At 63.2% G+C, this 16,777-nt stretch carries 15 protein-coding genes; 2 read left to right on the forward strand and 13 right to left on the reverse strand.

What is annotated here, in order from left to right:
* Positions 1–156: 156 nt before the first annotated feature.
* Entirely contained in the window at positions 157–1,533 is a 1,377-nt protein-coding gene (locus tag CAF78_RS26440) for an L-serine ammonia-lyase (protein WP_085679860.1), read from the reverse strand.
* Positions 1,534–1,679: 146 nt separating this feature from the next.
* On the opposite strand from CAF78_RS26440, the gene CAF78_RS26445 reads away from it, so the two are divergent.
* On the forward strand, positions 1,680–2,624 hold the full coding sequence (locus tag CAF78_RS26445) for a LysR substrate-binding domain-containing protein (RefSeq protein ID WP_085679857.1): 945 nt from the start codon (positions 1,680–1,682) through the stop codon (positions 2,622–2,624).
* Here CAF78_RS26445 and CAF78_RS26450 read toward each other — a convergent pair whose 3' ends face one another.
* The 12 genes from CAF78_RS26450 to CAF78_RS26505 all read right to left on the reverse strand — a co-directional run bounded on the left by CAF78_RS26450 (position 2,625) and on the right by CAF78_RS26505 (position 14,955).
* Complete coding sequence (locus CAF78_RS26450; protein WP_085679854.1) at positions 2,625–4,286, reverse strand: phosphoethanolamine transferase; 1,662 nt, start codon at positions 4,284–4,286, stop codon at positions 2,625–2,627.
* A 36-nt stretch (positions 4,287–4,322) separates the two neighbouring features.
* A complete protein-coding gene (locus CAF78_RS26455) occupies positions 4,323–5,747 on the reverse strand; it encodes an undecaprenyl-phosphate glucose phosphotransferase (RefSeq protein ID WP_085679851.1) in 1,425 nt (474 codons plus the stop codon).
* Positions 5,748–5,931: 184 nt separating this feature from the next.
* A complete protein-coding gene (locus CAF78_RS26460; RefSeq protein ID WP_085679848.1) occupies positions 5,932–6,693 on the reverse strand; it encodes a WecB/TagA/CpsF family glycosyltransferase in 762 nt (253 codons plus the stop codon).
* Positions 6,693–7,880, reverse strand: a complete 1,188-nt coding sequence (locus tag CAF78_RS26465) for a glycosyltransferase family 2 protein (protein WP_085679844.1) — start codon at positions 7,878–7,880, stop codon at positions 6,693–6,695. Before CAF78_RS26465 ends, CAF78_RS26460 begins: the two co-directional genes overlap by 1 nt.
* Positions 7,874–9,079: a glycosyltransferase gene (locus tag CAF78_RS26470; RefSeq protein WP_085679842.1), complete on the reverse strand. Its 1,206-nt coding sequence runs from the start codon at positions 9,077–9,079 to the stop codon at positions 7,874–7,876. Before CAF78_RS26470 ends, CAF78_RS26465 begins: the two co-directional genes overlap by 7 nt.
* 22 nt (positions 9,080–9,101) lie before the next feature.
* A complete protein-coding gene (locus tag CAF78_RS26475) occupies positions 9,102–10,049 on the reverse strand; it encodes a DUF535 family protein (protein ID WP_085679868.1) in 948 nt (315 codons plus the stop codon).
* Between the two features lie 7 nt (positions 10,050–10,056).
* Positions 10,057–11,034, reverse strand: a complete 978-nt coding sequence (locus tag CAF78_RS26480; RefSeq protein WP_085679840.1) for a glycosyltransferase family 2 protein — start codon at positions 11,032–11,034, stop codon at positions 10,057–10,059.
* Positions 11,035–11,061: 27 nt separating this feature from the next.
* Positions 11,062–11,586 (reverse strand): serine O-acetyltransferase, encoded by a 525-nt coding sequence (locus CAF78_RS26485; RefSeq protein WP_085679837.1) that lies wholly within the window; start codon positions 11,584–11,586, stop codon positions 11,062–11,064.
* A gap of 8 nt (positions 11,587–11,594) precedes the next feature.
* On the reverse strand, positions 11,595–12,551 hold the full coding sequence (locus CAF78_RS26490) for a glycosyltransferase family 2 protein (protein ID WP_085679833.1): 957 nt from the start codon (positions 12,549–12,551) through the stop codon (positions 11,595–11,597).
* The gene (locus CAF78_RS26495; protein ID WP_085679830.1) at positions 12,544–13,161 is read right to left on the reverse strand and encodes an acyltransferase; all 618 of its coding nucleotides are present in this window, start codon (positions 13,159–13,161) and stop codon (positions 12,544–12,546) included. Before CAF78_RS26495 ends, CAF78_RS26490 begins: the two co-directional genes overlap by 8 nt.
* 121 nt (positions 13,162–13,282) lie before the next feature.
* On the reverse strand, positions 13,283–14,749 hold the full coding sequence (locus tag CAF78_RS26500) for an FAD-dependent oxidoreductase (protein ID WP_085679827.1): 1,467 nt from the start codon (positions 14,747–14,749) through the stop codon (positions 13,283–13,285).
* The gene (locus CAF78_RS26505; protein WP_085679865.1) at positions 14,746–14,955 is read right to left on the reverse strand and encodes a hypothetical protein; all 210 of its coding nucleotides are present in this window, start codon (positions 14,953–14,955) and stop codon (positions 14,746–14,748) included. The genes CAF78_RS26500 and CAF78_RS26505 overlap by 4 nt, the downstream gene beginning before the upstream one ends.
* Positions 14,956–15,248: 293 nt before the next feature.
* On the opposite strand from CAF78_RS26505, the gene CAF78_RS26510 reads away from it, so the two are divergent.
* Positions 15,249–16,775 carry an O-antigen ligase family protein gene (locus tag CAF78_RS26510; protein ID WP_085679824.1) on the forward strand — a complete coding sequence of 509 codons (1,527 nt, stop codon included), beginning with the start codon at positions 15,249–15,251 and terminating at the stop codon, positions 16,773–16,775.
* The last annotated feature ends 2 nt before the right edge of the window (positions 16,776–16,777 follow it).

Genomic DNA, 16,777 nt, shown 5'->3' on the forward strand with positions numbered 1-16,777 from the left:
GCTAGCAGCTTGCCGTCCACCCCTCTCACCTAACACCTTACCTCCTTCGAAGACACAAGCGAGCGCAGCTCGCGATGCGCCGCGCGGGCGGCGCTCGATTTACGCCTCACATCCAATTCAAGGCAGGCACTTGGCCTCTTGCCGGCGCAACGCCCTTCAACATTCGACGAACGCCACCGCCAGGCCTCCGCGCGAGGTTTCCTTGTAGTTGGCATGCATGTCGGCACCGGTATCGCGCATGGTGCGGATCACCCGGTCGAGCGAAATGAAATGCTCACCGTCCCCGCGCAGGGCCATCTGCACGGCGTTGATCGCCTTCACCGCAGCAATCGCGTTGCGCTCGATGCACGGCACCTGGACCAGCCCGCCGACCGGGTCGCAGGTCAGCCCGAGGTTATGCTCCAGGGCAATCTCGGCGGCGTTTTCCAGTTGCGGCGGCGTGGCGCCCAGCACTTCGGCCAAGCCCGCAGCCGCCATCGAGCAGGCTGAACCGACCTCCCCCTGGCAGCCAACTTCGGCACCGGAAATCGACGCATTCTTCTTGCACAGGATGCCGACCGCAGCAGCGGCCAGCAGAAACGCCACCACATCGTCGTCGCAGGCGTTCGGGTTGAACTTCATGTAGTAGTGCAACACGGCCGGGATGATGCCGGCGGCGCCGTTGGTTGGCGCGGTGACCATACGCCCGCCAGCGGCATTCTCTTCGTTGACCGCCAGGGCAAACAGGTTGACCCACTCCATGGCGCTCAAGGTCGAACCGATCACGTTGGGCTGCCCGGCTTCCTGCAGGCTGCGGTGCAGCCGTGCGGCGCGGCGCTTGACGTTGAGCCCGCCGGGCAGGATGCCTTCGTTGCGCAGGCCGTTGTCGACGCAGTCGCGCATCGCCGCCCAGATCCGCAGCAGGCCTTCACGCACCTCGGCTTCCGGGCGCCAGGCGCACTCGTTGGCCATCATCAGCTGGGCCACGCTCAGCTGGTTGGCCTTGCACAGGGCCAATAGCTCGGCGCCGCTGGAAAACTCGTACGGCAGGTGAACGGCATTGGCCTCAGCCTGCGGTGCGTCGATCTCGCCCTGCTCGACGATGAAGCCACCCCCGATGGAGTAATAGGTCTGTTGCAGCAGGCTGCCCTGCCCGCCCACGGCCTCCAGGGTCATGGCATTGGGGTGATAAGGCAGGCTTTCGTCCAGCAGCAGCATGTCGCGGGCATACTGGAACGCCAGCGGATGGCTGCCGTCGAGCATCAGGCACTGCTCCTGCAGCAACTGATGGATGCGCGGTTCGATGGTGGCCGGGTCGATGCGATCCGGCCACTGCCCCATCAGGCCGAGCAGGCAGGCGCGATCGGTGGCATGGCCTACCCCGGTAGCCGAAAGCGACCCGTACAGGCGCACTTCGATGCGCTGTACCTGGGCCAACAGGCCTTGCTCACGCAACGCCTGGACAAAGCTCGCCGCTGCCCGCATCGGGCCTACGGTGTGGGAACTGGACGGGCCGATGCCAATCTTGAAAAGGTCGAAAACACTGATAGCCATGCTAATGCCTGGCCGTGTCGGCGCTGAATGCTGCCGCACGGCTGTCTGAGAAAATTGAACGGTATTGCCAATTTGCGCGATACTGCCGCGCTCATCGGCAGATGACCAACGAAACTTCCTAAGCAAGGCTTTAGCGGTACTAAACGATGCGACGGCAACTCAATGGCCAGATGTTTGTCTGGCTGCATGTCTTTTCCTGTGCGGCGCGGCACCTGTCGTTCACCCGCTGCGCCGAAGAGCTGCACATCACCCCCGGTGCGGTCAGCCAGCAGATGCGTCAGCTCGAAGAACGCCTGGGCTACAAACTGTTCCTGCGCCGGGCGCGGGGCGTGGAGCTGAGCGCCGAGGGCCAGCGCCTGGCGCAGACGGTGACCGAGGCCTATGGCAGCATCGAGGCCGAACTGCTGCGCCTGGACGCCGGGGAAATCCGCGGCACCTTGCGCCTGCGCTCGATCCCGTCGTTCCTGGCCAAGTGGCTCACCCCACGGCTGCCGCGCTTCCAGCAGCGTTACCCGGACATCGAGCTGCGCCTGGTCGCCGAAGACAGCGCCCAGGCCTTGCACCCTGGCGACTTCGACCTGGCCATCGACCTCAACGACGGCAGCTACCCCGGCATGCTGTCGACCCCGTTGCTGGACGAACAGATCTTCCCAGTCTGTTCACCCGCGCTGCTGCGTGGTCGCCCGCCGTTGCATGGCCCGGGCGACCTGGCACATTACCCGCTGCTGCATGACATCACCGCCTGGCGCGGCAGTTCGGAATACGCGGAGTGGGAATTCTACCTGGAGGGTATCGGCGCCACCGGGCTGGACGTGCGCCGCGGGCATACCTTCAACCGCAACCACCTGACCATCGAAGCGGCGATCGCCGGTATCGGCGTGGCCATTGCGCGGCGCACGCTGCTCAATGACGAGCTTGAGCGCGGCGCCTTGATCGTGCCGTTCGGCCACCCCATCGCCAACCACAAGCGCTACATGGTGCACTACCCGCCGGGCGGGTTGAACCAGCCTGGCGCACGCGCGGTGCACGACTGGCTGGTGGAGGAGGCACAAGGCTTTCGCGCCTTGCACCCGATGGCGCTACCGGCCTGATCACTCGGCGGCAATGTGCTTGATGTCGAAATTGAATGACGGCACATAGCCGGTTGCGAGCAGGTGCGGGCACTCCGAGGGCTTGAAGTCATCGCTGAGCAAGTCCTGCGTGCTGTCATAGCCCGGCATCGATATCCCGGCCATGTTCAGCAACGTATGGGGCAGCGAAGCGATGCTGACCTGCTGGTCCTCCCGGGCCTTCAACTTCTGCAATTTGCCCGATTGCTCCGCCGAGAGGTTGCCGCTGGACCAGACGAACGCCGAGGTCGACAGGTCGTATTCATTGCCCATGCCGTGGCCCAGCAGTGCCCGGCTGTCATCCAGCAAGTTCTCGCCATGGTCCGACGAGTAGACCAGCAGCGCTTTTTTCTGGCTGGCCGCCAGTTGTTGCATGATCGTCGACAGTAGCCAATCGGTGTACAGGATTGAATTGTCGTAATCGGCCGTGACCCGGTCTTTCTGGCTGCCACTGGCAGGCTTGAACTGGGCAAAGTCACTGGGGAAGCGCCGCGCGTATTCGAAGTGGCTGCCCTTGATATGAATGAAAATCGCCTGCCGATGCCCATTGGCCTTGCCCAGCACGTTCTGCAACACCGGCATCAACGCACCGTCGTAGCTGCGCTCCAGATACTGGCGATACTGCGCTTCTGCGGCGATCTGCGGAATGATCCCGCCAAAGCTGTCCACCTCCTGTGAAGACAGCCAGTACGTGTCGTATCCGGCCGCACGGAAAATCCCTACCAACGATTTGTTCGAGGCGATCAGGTCCCAGTCGCGGATGGGCTCCAGGCTCAGCAGCGAAGGCACGGCAACCGAGGTATAGGGCGCGGTGGTGCACATGCGGTTGAACTTGAACAGCCCCGGCTGCTGGTCGAGATGGGGCGTGGTCCTGTTGGGGTAGCCGTACAACGACCAGTTGTGCGGGCGCGACGATTCGCCGATGACGAATACCAGGGTCTCGAGGTCGGCCTGGTCGGAGATGCGGGTGATCTGCACCTGCGACTCCAGGCGCTGCTTGATATAGCCCTTGGACTCCACATACAAGGTGGCCGTCAGGCCGATCTGCGACAGGTAGCCGACCGGCGTGCTCTGGTCTTTCGCCACCAGGTCGAGCACGGCCCCCTTGCCCAGCGAGTTGACCTTGACGGTCTTGTAGAAGTAAGCCCCGTAGCCCAGCAGCAAGCCGCCGACCGCCAGCGCAAGCATGGCCCTGTTGCGGTACAGGCGACGCCCCCGCAGCCCGGCCAGCCCCACTCCGTAGCACAGCACGAACAAGGCCAGTATGCCGGCGATCGAGCGCCAGTAAGTCGCCAGAAAGTCGGTCGCTTCCTTGTAGTTGGTCAAGGCAATGAACAGGTAGGCCGCCGTCAGGCGCGAACCGAAGTTCAACACCACGAACAGGTCGATGCTCGCCAGCAGGTAGAAGGGCAACAGCAGCAGATGCACCTTGTACTGATTGGCCGATACGAAGCGGATTGCCAGCAGCCACAAGCATGAAATGGCAAAGGTGTACAACACCAGCAAGTCGATCTTCGCGCATTGGCAATCCGCCAACAGCCTGGCGAACAGCGGCGAAAACAGAAACGCCCATAGCACCAGTGAAGGCCACTCGGTTTTCAACAGCCTGGCGGCACCTGCCCCTCCCGCTGACAAGAAGCTCATGCCTGCTCCCCCTGTACGCCGCGCTGGATTGCAGCGTCAATAAGCCTGCTTGCCGGTGAAGGCATTGACCGTTCGCACCAGGATCACGAAGTCGAGCCACAACGACCAGTTGTTGATGTACTCGATGTCCGAATTGACCCGCTGGATCATCTGCTCGATATCCTTGGTTTCGCCCCGGTACCCGCGCACTTGCGCCAGGCCGGTCATGCCGGGCTTGATGTTGTGGCGGGCGAAGTAATCGACGATGTCCTGTGAATACAGGGTGTCGTGCTGCAGGGCATGGGGCCGCGGCCCGACCAGCGACATGTCGCCGGTCAGCACGTTGAACAGTTGCGGCAGCTCATCCAGGCTGGTGCGCCGAATGAAGGCCCCCACCCGGGTCAGCCGCGGGTCATTGCGCTGCGCTTGCTCGACCACGCCGTTTTCCGGCTGGTGCACATGCATGCTGCGGAATTTCCAGATGCGGAACGACTCCCCGGTCCAACCCGTGCGGTCCTGGCGGAAGAACACCGGCCCCGGGCTGTCCAGCTTGATGATCAGCGCGACCGCCAGCAATACCGGCGAGGCGCACAGCAGGATGAGCGCGGCCAGCACACGGTCCTCGAGGTTCTTCAGGAACAGGCTGGTCCCGGTCAGGGGTGTTTCCGAAAGGGTCAGCACCGGGATCCCGGCAATTTCACGCACGCTGTGGTTGATCAGGCGCAGCGAGAAAATGTCCGGCACCCAGTTGACCGCAATGCACTTGTCGAGCAATTTGAGGTACACATCCTGAATGACCGCGGACCCTCCCAGGGGGGTTACCAGGTACACCGTGCGGATGCCATGCTGGGCAATGATTTCGTCCAGCTCGGCAATGCTGCCCAGCACCGGCAGGCGTTGCTTTGCATCTTGTTGCGCCTCGCGCCCCGAGTCCTCTTCCTGGTCGACCCAGATGCAGCCCATCACTCGCTCGCCGAACCACGGGTTGTTGCTGATTTTCTGGTACAGGAAGTTGGCCAGGTCGCCATTGCCGATGATCAACGCGTTATCCAGCCGGGCATGGGCCGTGAAGCGCTTCTGCAACTCGCGCATGGCCACGTGCAGGAACAGCTGGACGATATAACCGATGACGAACAGTTGAACCACCAGCAGGCGTGAATAGGTTTCGCTCTGCTTGGTAAGAAAGGCGATGACCACCAGGAAACAGAAAGTCGCCGACCAGGCCTTGAACAGCCTGAAGGCCTTGACCGAAAGCCCCACATTGCTGCGGTAGATGGCGTAGTGGTCATAGATGACCGCCAGCGCGCCGATCAGCAGCAGGAGCATGATCACATAGTCGGAAGTGATGTAGCCGAACTGGTCGTAGATCAGGTACCACGCAACGCTGGTGACGGCAATGCCGTCCAGGCCCGCTTGAACGGCGTTGCTGACGCTACTTCTACGCTGGAGCAACGACCGACTGCTTCTGGGTTCGAAAACCATCGTAAGGCCTCACTGAACTGTGTGTGGCAATTGCCTGACCATCACAACGAAGCGATGGAAATTCACCTCAGGTACCTGAAAAACCTTTGAAATTTTGCAGCTCGGCGCTCAGCGTCAATTGATATCACTGTAGCAGCACCCTGGGTTTGCTGCGGGGCAGATCGAGCGCCCCGACAGGCAGCATTCAGCTGCGCCGCTGCACACGCTGCGCGGGCGCCCTGGCATAGACCAACGCGCGCAACAGGAACAGCGGATTGCCGAGAACATAGCGTGCGAACAAGCGCCTGGGCTCCTTGAGCAACCTGTACAGCCACTCCCCGTTCAGGCGCCGCACCCAGTGCGGTGCTCGCGTCACCTTGCCGCCCAGAAAATCCACGATGGCCCCGCCGCACACGATCAGGCAGGGGCTGTCGAGCGCCGCCAGCCGAGCCGCCAGCTGCTCCTGTTTGGGCATCCCCATGCCCAGCACGATCAGCGCGGGCTGGTGTGCCCGGGCGAGCCCGAGGTAAGTGTCGAACTCGGCAAACCCATCGTGCCGTGACACCACCTGCACGCCATATCGCGCTTCGCAGCGCTGAGCGGCCTCGGACAGGTACGGCTCCCGCGTGCCCCAGAGCGCCACGCGCTGGCCGCTGAAGGCCGCCAGCAGCTTGGGGATGAAATCCGTGCCATTCATGTTCAGTCCTGGGGCCAGCCCCAGGCGCCGCAGCAATATCGCCATGCCGGCACCGTCGCGCAGCAATACGTCAGCCGATGCCAGTGCCTGGCAGTAATCGGCCTTGCCGGCGACCAGGTTCATGGCATGGGCATTGACGAACCCCAGCACGGTTACCCGCTGCGCTGAACACAGCGACGCCAGCAGCCGTTGCTCGTGCGCAGCATCCTCGACCCGGTGCAACTTGCCCATGATCGTCTTCCAGCGTTGCAGCCAGGCCCAATCGCCCATCAGTTGTCATCCCGCTTCGAACGCACCCAGTCGACCTGGCGCTTGAGTAGGAACCCCAGGTACAGGGGAATCTTCCTCGCCGCATAGAACGGCGCGTACATCAGTACCGAAAACGGGATCAACTCCCGCGCAAAACGCGCCCACGCCAGCAGGACGGCAACGCCCAGCAGGCCCAACGCCAGCGTGGCAAGCCCTGCAGGCAACAGCGCGCCAAATACCCCGAACGCCAGCCAGCTGACCACGAAAAGCGCCATCAACAGCAACGACAACAAGGCCAGCGGTGGCACCAGCAGGTCCATGGCCATGCCCAACAGCGGCCAGTTACGCCGCACCAGCGCGCGCCCCAGCAGCTTGGGGCCCTCCGCCAGCACCACCCCCAGGTGCCCATGTTCCCAGCGCTTGCGCTGGATGCTCAGGCCTTCCTGGCTGGTGGGGAAGTGACTGTTGACGACAGCGTCCGGGCAAAACAGCGGCGGCTTGCCGAGCGCGGCACACTCCAGGCCCAGCTTCAGGTCCTCGACCAGGTGCCCGGTGGCCAGGTTGACGGCCGACACGTGTTCCCAGGCAAATGCCATGCCCGCGCCCATCAACTGGCAAGGCAGACCCGCCCGTGCCCAGCCGCGTGGGCGAACCAGGTTCTTCACCCGCCAGGCAAAGGCCGCGACCTGTACCTTCAACCCAGCACCGGCAGGTGCATGCATCAGGTACAGCGCTTGCGCGGGCCGGGCGTTGTCGACACAACAGCGCGCCAGCTGCTCAAGCGCACCTGCGCCTACCTGGCAGTCTGCATCAATGATGATCAGGACCTCGGGGGGTGATTGGCGCAGATGCTGCACCCCGAAGTCCAAGGCGTAACCCTTGCCCCGCCGCTGCTGATCCTGGCGCTCGACCACGTGCGCGCCCGCCGCGCGGGCCAGGCTCGCGGTCTGGTCCGTGCAGTTGTCGGCCACCACCAGCAGCTGGTCGCCTTCGCGCAATTGCGGCCGGATGCTGGCGAGCGTGGAGGCGATCAGCGATGCCTCGTTGTGCGCGGGCACCAGCACGGCCACCCGCGCACGCGCACCTTGCCGGGCGACCCGCGTTGGCGCTGGCAGGCAGGCCAGCACCACCTGGGTGAACAGCACCAGTGTCGGCAACAGCACCAGCAGTGCCGCCAGCCCCAGCAACCCACTCAACAGGCTCAGCATGTCGATGCCTTGAAATGGCCGACCAACCTGGCCGCCTGCGTATCGATGTCGTGGCGCTCGAGCACGCGCTGGTAAGCCGCCTCGCCCATGCCCTGCAGAGCCGCCACCGGTTGCTGCAGGCAGTCGAGCATGGCCTCGGTCAACGCCTCGACGGAACCGGCCGGGAACAACCAGCCGTTCTCACCCTGGCGTACCAGTTCGGGAATGCCGGCCACGTAGGTGGTCAGCACCGGACGACGCAACGCCATGGCCTCCATGATGACCACCGGCAAGCCCTCGGCAAAGCTGGGCAAGACCAGCGCGCGCGCGGCGAGGATTTCGTCGCGCACCTGCGCGCTGCTGATCCAGCCGGTGATGCGCACCTGCCCCTGCAAGCCGTGCCGGGCGATCAGCGCCTCGATCGGCCCCCGCAACTCGCCATCGCCGGCCAACACCAGTTCGAAGGCCACGCCTCGGCTCGCCAGCACCCGCGCGGCCTCGATCAGCAGCAACTGGCCCTTCTGCTCACACAAACGCCCCACGCAAACCAGCCTTGGCGCCGTCGGTAGTGCAGGCGCTGCGCCCTCGTGGAAACCGCGCTCCAGGCCACAATGCACCACCTTGACCTTGCCCCAGTGCTCATGCGCCACCCAGCGAAACAACTGGCTGCGGCCGAAGGAACTGACGGCGGCAACGAACGCAGCCCGGCGCACCTTTTCGCCCAGGTGCAGGGGCTGCGCCTTGTCGAACTCCTCAGGCCCATGCACGGTGAAACTGTAGGCGGGCCCACCCAGGGCGTTGGCCAGCATGACCACCTCTGTCGAGTTGGTGCCAAAATGTGCGTGCACATGTTGCGCAGCGGATGCCTGCAACCACTGCACCACCTGGCACGCCTCAGCCAGGTAGACCAGGTGGTAGGGCCATGGGCGGTCAGCGCGCCAGCCCTGGCGCAGCGCCAGGCGCAAGGCGGCAAGAAACGCCTTGGGTTGCGCCCGTGCCACCTCCAACAGCGGTTTCAGCAGGCTCCGCACCCCCTCTTGCAGCACATAGCGGGTCTTGCCCCGTTCTGCCAGGTCTTCGGCGTCGTGCAGTTCGGCATCCCAGCCACGCAAGGCGATACGTTGAACCTCGATGCCCTGGCGCTCCAGCGCCAGTATTTCGCGGCGGATGAAACTGTGGCTGACCTTGGGATACTGATTGATGAAATAAGCAATGCGCATAGTGCCCCGAATCTGTGTCCGTTTACTGAATGGCCAGGTCTGCCGTGCCCTGTTGCACAGGGCTGCCAGCCAGGGCGGCCTGTATCTGGGCAAACACGTCATCGAGCAACGCATGGCGCCTGCGATACATCGCCCGTTTCTTGGCCGCGACTTCCTCTGCCGCGCGCTGCGCGGGTGCCAGCGGGATGGTGAAAAAGTCCTCGCGCTCCGATGGCCCGGCGCCGTTCTCCTGCCAGATCACGTCGTAGTTGGCCGCCAGGTCCTGGTGTTTGTCGGTGCCAAAGTAGGGATGGCGATGGTGGCGATACTCATCCCCCACCGCATAGATGCGCACGGCCCCCAGCGTTCTGGCCACGCACTTGATCGCCTCGATCAGCAGGCTTCTGGGGCGCAAGCCTTCGAAGTCCTTGGTCAGGTCGCGGTAGATCGTCAGCGAGGTCTCGCTGTCCACGCCCTTGTGAATGCCCTGCACGGCGCCGATGTACAGGCACAGGCCGGCCGCCTCGCGGCACAGGGTGAAGGCGAGCGAGGCCACGCGCAGTTCGCCCTGGAACAGGTTGATCACCAGTTCCCCTTCGCGCTTGAACCAGATGGGCCGGTCGAGCACCAGGCTGCAACCGCCGGCGTATGCCGACAGGTCGCACAGCAGCCGGTGTTCGTCACGCTGCACCAGCAGCAACGGGGCACAGTGCGCCGCAACCACTTCATAGTGCGACGCCACCGCTTCAAGCCGCTGTGGGGCGCTCCAGCACTTGCTGATGTAGGGCCACTGCACGACGCCAATGCAATCGACGCCCAGCCGCTCGAAGCGGTCTTTGCCCAGTGCCCGGGACATGCGCTGGGCGAAGGCCTGCAGGCCGGACCACTCGCGCGCCATCGCCAGCGTCAACTTGTACTTGTTGTTGAGCGCGCGCAGCGAATAGCCGGGCTGCAAGGTGAGCACACTCTTGGCTAACGATCTGAACGTCATCGACATGTCATTTGTACTCGATCAGCAGCGCCTTGCCGGCCGCATACCTGTTAAACAGGAACTTTGCCTGGCCGAGCATTTCGGGAAACTTGCCCAGCACCAGAAACACCGCCTGCCACCAGTTTTCCCGGGTCGAACGCCCGCCGCGGCGGGCCAGGCGCACGATCTGCAACGGATAGACCAGCCACAACCACAACCCCCAGCCGCCCGACAACAGGCTCACGACCAGGATCGCCAGCGGCAACTGCAGGCCCCACAGCCAGGCGCGCTTCGATTCACGCAACCAATGGCGCTCCGGTGTCTGCCCATGCAGGTAGGCGCCTTCGGCATAGGCGTAACCCGCCCGCAGGCTGCGCCGCCACCATTGCCCGAAACGGGTCATGGCGGCATCGTGCAGGGTCATCTCATCGGCCAGGCGCCAGACCTTCCAGCCCTCTGCGCGCAAGCGCACGCACAGCTCCGGCTCTTCGCCGGCAATCAGCTCCGGGCGAAACCCGGACACCGCCATGAAGGCGTCGACACGCATCAGTGCATCGCCCCCGCAGGCCTTGGCTTCCCCCAACGGCGTGTCCCACTCCAGGTCGCACAGCAGGTTGTACACCGAGCGCTGCGGGAAGCGCTCGCGGCGCCGCCCGCACACCACCGCCACGTCCGGGTGCTGGTCGAGAAACGCCTGGGCCTTGCCCAGCCAGGCGGCATCCACTTCACAGTCGCCGTCGACGAACTGCACATGGCGGATGCCGGGCACGATGCCCTGCAGGCAGGCGAAGCCTTCGTTGCGCGCCCGTGCAGCGGTGAAGGGTTGCGTCATGTCCAGCGCCACCACTTCCACGCCAAGCCGGTTCGCCAGCTGCACCGAGCCGTCGGAGGAACCGGAGTCCACGTACACCAGCTGGTCCGCACGGCCCAGCAGGGACAACAGGCAGCGCTCCAGGCGCTGGCCTTCGTTGCGGCCGATCACCACCACTCCAATGCCTGTATCCATGGGCCTCACTCGTCAGCTTCGGCTGGGTCACGTGTACTGCATCGCATCGCTGTGCTTGCGCGCCTTGATGGTCGCGGGCACGCCCACTGCCAGGGAATTGTCCGGCACATCGGTCAGCACCACCGCGTTCGAGCCTATCGCCACGTTGTTACCGATGCGTATATTGCCCAGCACCTTGGCCCCGGCGCCGATGTCCACGTTGTTGCCGAACACCGGGGCGATGGGTTCTTCGACATTCTTCAGGCCCACCACCACACCGTTGCGGATCCGGCAGTCATCGCCAAAACGCGCATAGCCACTGATGACGATGCCGCCGAAGTGGTCGATGACGAAGTTGCGGCCAATCACCACCTCGCAGGGCAGCTCCACCCCGGTGATGATCTGCACGAACTTGAACAACACCTTGTAGATGAAGGAGCACACCTTGCGCAGCAAGGCCGGGCGTACGCCATAACGCCAGCGACCGAAGCGGTAGACCAGCAGCACCCAGAACCCCTGGGCGCCCCAATCACCACCATGAGCACGCAAGTCCGCGCGGATGTTATCGAACATGGTTTCACCTACCGTGTGGGTTGGCTGGCAAACTGGGTCTTGAACAACAGCGACCAGGTGGCGCGGGTGTGCCGCCAGCACGCCTGGATCGCAGCCAGGCCACGGCCTTTGAGCAGTGCCTTGAGCGCCAGCACCAGGTCGCCCAGGCTCACCAGCAGCATGTGCAAGGCCAGCCCCGCCGCACCGTGATGCTTGCGAAAATACAGCAGTTCACTCTCGATCTGATAACCGGATATCTGCCGGCTCGCCGCTTCCAGTTCGGCCACCGACTTGGAGCTTTCACCGCCGATGTGCACCACGGTGGTGTCGGGGAAGAACACCACTTTCCAGCCGGCCGCCTTGACCCGCTTGCAATGGTCCACCTCTTCGTAATAGAGGAAGTAACGCGGGTCGAACAGGCCCACCTGGTCGAGCACTTCGCGGCGCACCAGGTAGAAACAACCGGGCAGCCAGTCACATTCCCGCACCGAGGCGTGGTCCCAGTCCATTTCATCGACCATTTTCAGGCCCGGGAAGAAACGCCCGAGCCCGGTGCGCCCGACGAATACGTTCAAGGGCGTCGGGAAATAGCGGCAACTGGGTTGCAGGTCACCGTCACGGCCCACCAGGCGCACACCGAGAATGCCGCACTCCGGGTGCTCTTCCATGTAGTCGACGGTTTTCTGCAGGCTGTCGGCAGCCACGAAGGCATCGGTGTTGAGCAGCAGCGCGTACTTGCCCTGCAGATGCGCCAGCAGCTGGTTGTTGGCGCGGCCGAAACCGACATTGGCCTTGTTGCTCAGCAACAGCGCTTCAGGGCAGACCTTGCCCAGGCGCTCAACCGAGTCGTCAACCGAGGCATTGTCCACCACCAGGTAGCTGGCCAGTGCTTCCCCGCCGGCGGCGCGCAGCGCATCGAACATCGGCTGCAGCAACGACGCAGTGTTGAAGTTGACCACCATCACATCGACCGGCTTCTTATCCATGGCTGCCGTCCCCGAAGAAATAGCGACGCCGGTGCATCGCCAAGGTGGGCTCCAGCGACGGGTCGAAGGAGCCTGTGCGTTGCTTGATCAGGTCGATCCAGGGGTAGGCGTTGCAGCGATCCTCGACCCGCTTGATCAGGTCGGCCGTGGTGCAGATGACCTTGGCCGGGTTGCCGCCGACCACCGTCCCGGGTGGTACGTCCTTGGTCACCACCGCACCGGCCGCCACCACCGAATCAGGCCCGATGGTCACCCGTGGCATGACGATCGCGCCGTGGCCGATGAAACAGTTGTCCTTGATGTCGATGACACCGACCGAGTCCAGTTTCATGCCATAGCAGAGCTCGATCAGCGCCACCACACCGTCGTGGCCCAGCAGCGTGCAATCGGACAAGCCAACGTTATTGCCGATGCGCACCAGCGCCCGGTCGGTGACGTTGCAACCGACATTCATGTGGAAGTTGCTGCCCACGGAATAGAACCCGCCCCATCGGCACTGGTATTCGCCCCACTGCCTCGGTGTGGGATTGCAAAGTTTCAGGTAGGCGGTAACACCTCGCCCGGTGGTGTTGGCATAACGCGCCACTGCACTGCGTATCCATCCAAACATACGGCAAGCCTCGCAAGTCAAGCGATCCTGGACTGTCCCTGAGGCGAACACGGTCTCGTTCTTGTAGGTGCTGACCCTGTTGCACTCAACCCTTGCACACCGCTACTTCAGTTAAACGGGTTCAGGCCGCCGCACCGGTTGCCGAGCGCATCTTCTCGTTGAGGTGGTCGGCCAGCCTCAAGGCGAACTGCAGCAGTGGCATTGTCGGGTTGGAGGCCCCGCCGGTGGCGAACACGCTGCTGCCGGCGACATAGAGGTTTTCGGTGCCGAACACCTTGCAGTTGATATCGACCACCCCGTCCTTGGCGTTGGCTGCCATGCGCGTGGTGCCCATGTGATGCGCATGCGGCGACAACATCAGCGGCAGGCTGGTGTCGTAGACGTAATCGCTGAGCTTGATGAAACCCAGGCCCATTTCGGCGAACTGCTTGGCCAGTTCGTTGCCGATGCACTTGATGGTGTGCCGGTCATCGGCGCTCAACACCCAGTTGACATTGACCTTGGCCACACCCAGTTCGTCCTTCTCATCCAGCAGCGAGATACGACTCTGAACGTTGGGGAACTGCTCGATCAGCGTGGTGATCACGCCATCGCCCGGGCAACTGAACTTGGCGACGAATTCGATCTTGCTGGCCACGCCCATTTCACAGGCCAGGTTTTCCAGAAAGTGCTTCACTTCGGCCGTGCGGCCGTAGGTCCGCACATCGTCGAGCACAGACGCCAGTACATTGCCCTTGCCGGCGTGGTATTCGGCGACGAAGGCATCGGTGGTGAAGTATTGACGCGGCTCGGTGTCCTCCCCGCTGCGCAGGATGAACTTGCCCATGTCGATATTCAGGTGCTCCATGAAGCAGCGACCGACCAGGCCGTCCTTGCGCACGATGCCCGCGTCCGCCAACGACTGGCTGTTGAGCAGCTGCCTGGCGTTTTCGATGGCGCCCATCGCCAGGATGTAGTTGCGCGCAGCGACCGGCTGGCGCTTGCCGTCGTAATCGGACACCTGAACAGCTTTCAACTGGCCGTTGGCCTGATCGAACAGCAGGTCGACGCAGTTGCAGTTGATGAACACTTCCAACCCAGGCGTTTCGTCGAGCGCCGTGGCGTATTTCTGCGCAAAACGTGTTGGCGGGCTGAGCAGGAAACGGTCGGCTTCGAAATCACCACCCTTGAGGCCCGGATTCACCGCGCGAAACTCTGCGCCCTGGGGCAGGTCGACGATCTCCATGGCGCCCGGCAGATAGCGCTCGATTTCAGCGTAAGGGATCGGCCAACCGGGCATGTCGACTGGCGGGGGAACGGCAAAATCAGAGGCGGTGAAGGGCCGGCAACGGCCCATCCAGTGATTGGAGGTACCGCCCAGGTAACGCAGGCGAGCTTCCCCGGGGTACAGCTCGAGGCCGGTGGAGGTGCACTTGTACAGCGCTTGGGAGCGCGGTGTGTACTCGCGCCCGCCCCCTTCGAGCAACGCCACGCTCCATCCCGCACCCGCCAGGCGCAAGGCCAGCGTGATCCCCGCAGGGCCTGCACCGATGATGCAGAAGTCGTAAGCGTCACGCAGCTTCTTGTCGGTGTCGTAGTCCTTGATCATGAGCGCCCATCCTGGCCGTCCTGGAAGTAGCCAACCGGCAACACCCAGCCATTGATGATGACGAAGCCACCCTTTGCCGCAGGTTTGGGCGCTGCATTGGCATTGGTATTCACACCGAACAGGGCCGCCCCGGCACCCAACAGGACACAATTGCGAATAAAGCCTCTGCGCCCCAGCAACGGGGTACAAAACTGCAGCTTCCCCATGATCACAGCCCCATACCGTAGATTTTATTATGCCCCGCGCTCTGCTGCGGGCCTTGTCGGGCGACCATCAGGGTCAATCGAAAAAGCGCGTCAACCGAGCGGCACAGAGTGCCCCTGTCGCAATCATAGGCATAACCCGCACCACGCGCCTGTGCGGGAAGCTTCGCATCGCCACAATTTCAATCGACTGCATGACTTCAATCTCTGACCGAATGGCTAGAAGTCACTATAGTTTCATTTAGCCACGATGCTAGCCTCCATCCAGCCCACCGAGGGATAGGTGCCTACAACCCATGCCTGAACATTTAAGAGCCCTGGTCGTCATTGTGCTTGTGGCCAGTGTGGTTTTTTTCATGGCCCGGCGTCCGGCAACGGACCTGATCCCCCTGACGGACTTCAAGCGGCGCCGCAACCTGTGGTTTGCCTTGACCCTGGTGGCATTCGTTGCCCACAGTTTCTGGCTGTATGCCGCCGCCGCCACGGTCATCCTGCTGGTCGCCCAACGGCGCGAGCACAACCCGCTGGCGCTATTTTTCCTGCTGTTGTTCCTGATCCCGCCGGCGATGACCGAAATACCCGGCTTTGGCGTGATCAACTACCTGTTCGACATCAACCACCAACGCATCCTGACCCTGTGCGTGCTGCTGCCGGCGGCGCTGGTGCTGCGCAAGCAGAGCGCGAGCATTCGCTTCGGTCGACTGCTGGCCGACAAGCTGCTGCTGGGCAGTCTGGTGCTGACCAGTGCGCTGGCGCTGCGCGAAACCACCGTCACCGACACGCTGCGCCAGGTGCTGAGCCTGTACATCGATGTATTCCTGCCCTACTACGTGGCCAGCCGTGGCTTGCGCGAACTCAGTGACTTCAAGGACGCCATGCTCGCATTCGTCCTTGTTGGTTTTCTTCTGGCGCTGCTTGGGGTTGCCGAATATGTACGTAACTGGCTGCTGTACAACGCCCTGCTCGATGCCTTGGGCCTGCAATGGGACATGAAAGCCTACCTGAGCCGTGGTGGCTCGTTGCGCGCCAGTGTCACCACCGGGCAGGCCATCGTGCTCGGCTACGTGATGGCCGTTGCCATGGGGCTGTTCCTGTTCGTGCAACACTTCGTGCACAAACCTGTGCACCGCTACCTGGGTGCCCTGCTGCTGGCCGCCGGGCTGTTTGCGCCACTCTCGCGCGGCCCGTGGATCGGCGCCGGCGTGATCGTCGTGGTGTTCATCGCGCTGGGCAGGCACGCCGTGTCGCGCCTGGCATTGCTGGCCCTGGCCGGCGTGCTGAGCATACCGCTGCTGAGCGTCATGCCCGGTGGCGACAAGATACTCGATCTGCTGCCATTCATCGGCAAGGTGGACACCGAGAACATCACCTACCGCCAACGCCTGCTCGACAATTCGTGGATCGTCATCCAGCGCAACCCGCTGTTCGGCTCCTTCGATTACCGCAGCACCCCGGAAATGCAATCGATGATCCAGGGCGAAGGCATCATCGACATCGTCAACACCTACGTCGGCCTGGCTTTGCGTGTCGGCCTGGTGGGGTTGGGGCTGTTCCTCGGCTTTTTCGCCTGCATCCTGCTAGGTATCCGCAACGCGATGCGCACGCTCACCGACAACACCGACCCGTACCGCCTGTTGGGGCGGGTATTGCTGGCGACCTTGCTGGGGGTCCTGGTGACCATTTTCACCGTCAGCAGCATCACGGTCATCCCGATCGTGTACTGGTCGCTTGCCGGGCTCAGCGTCGCCTACATACAAATGATGCGCCGACAGCCCGCGACAGAGCTCAGCCAGGTGACCGCCGTCAGTCTTCAATCGAGGTAGTT

The sequence above is a fragment of the Pseudomonas sp. R28(2017) genome (assembly GCF_002112505.1).
GTDB lineage: Bacteria > Pseudomonadota > Gammaproteobacteria > Pseudomonadales > Pseudomonadaceae > Aquipseudomonas.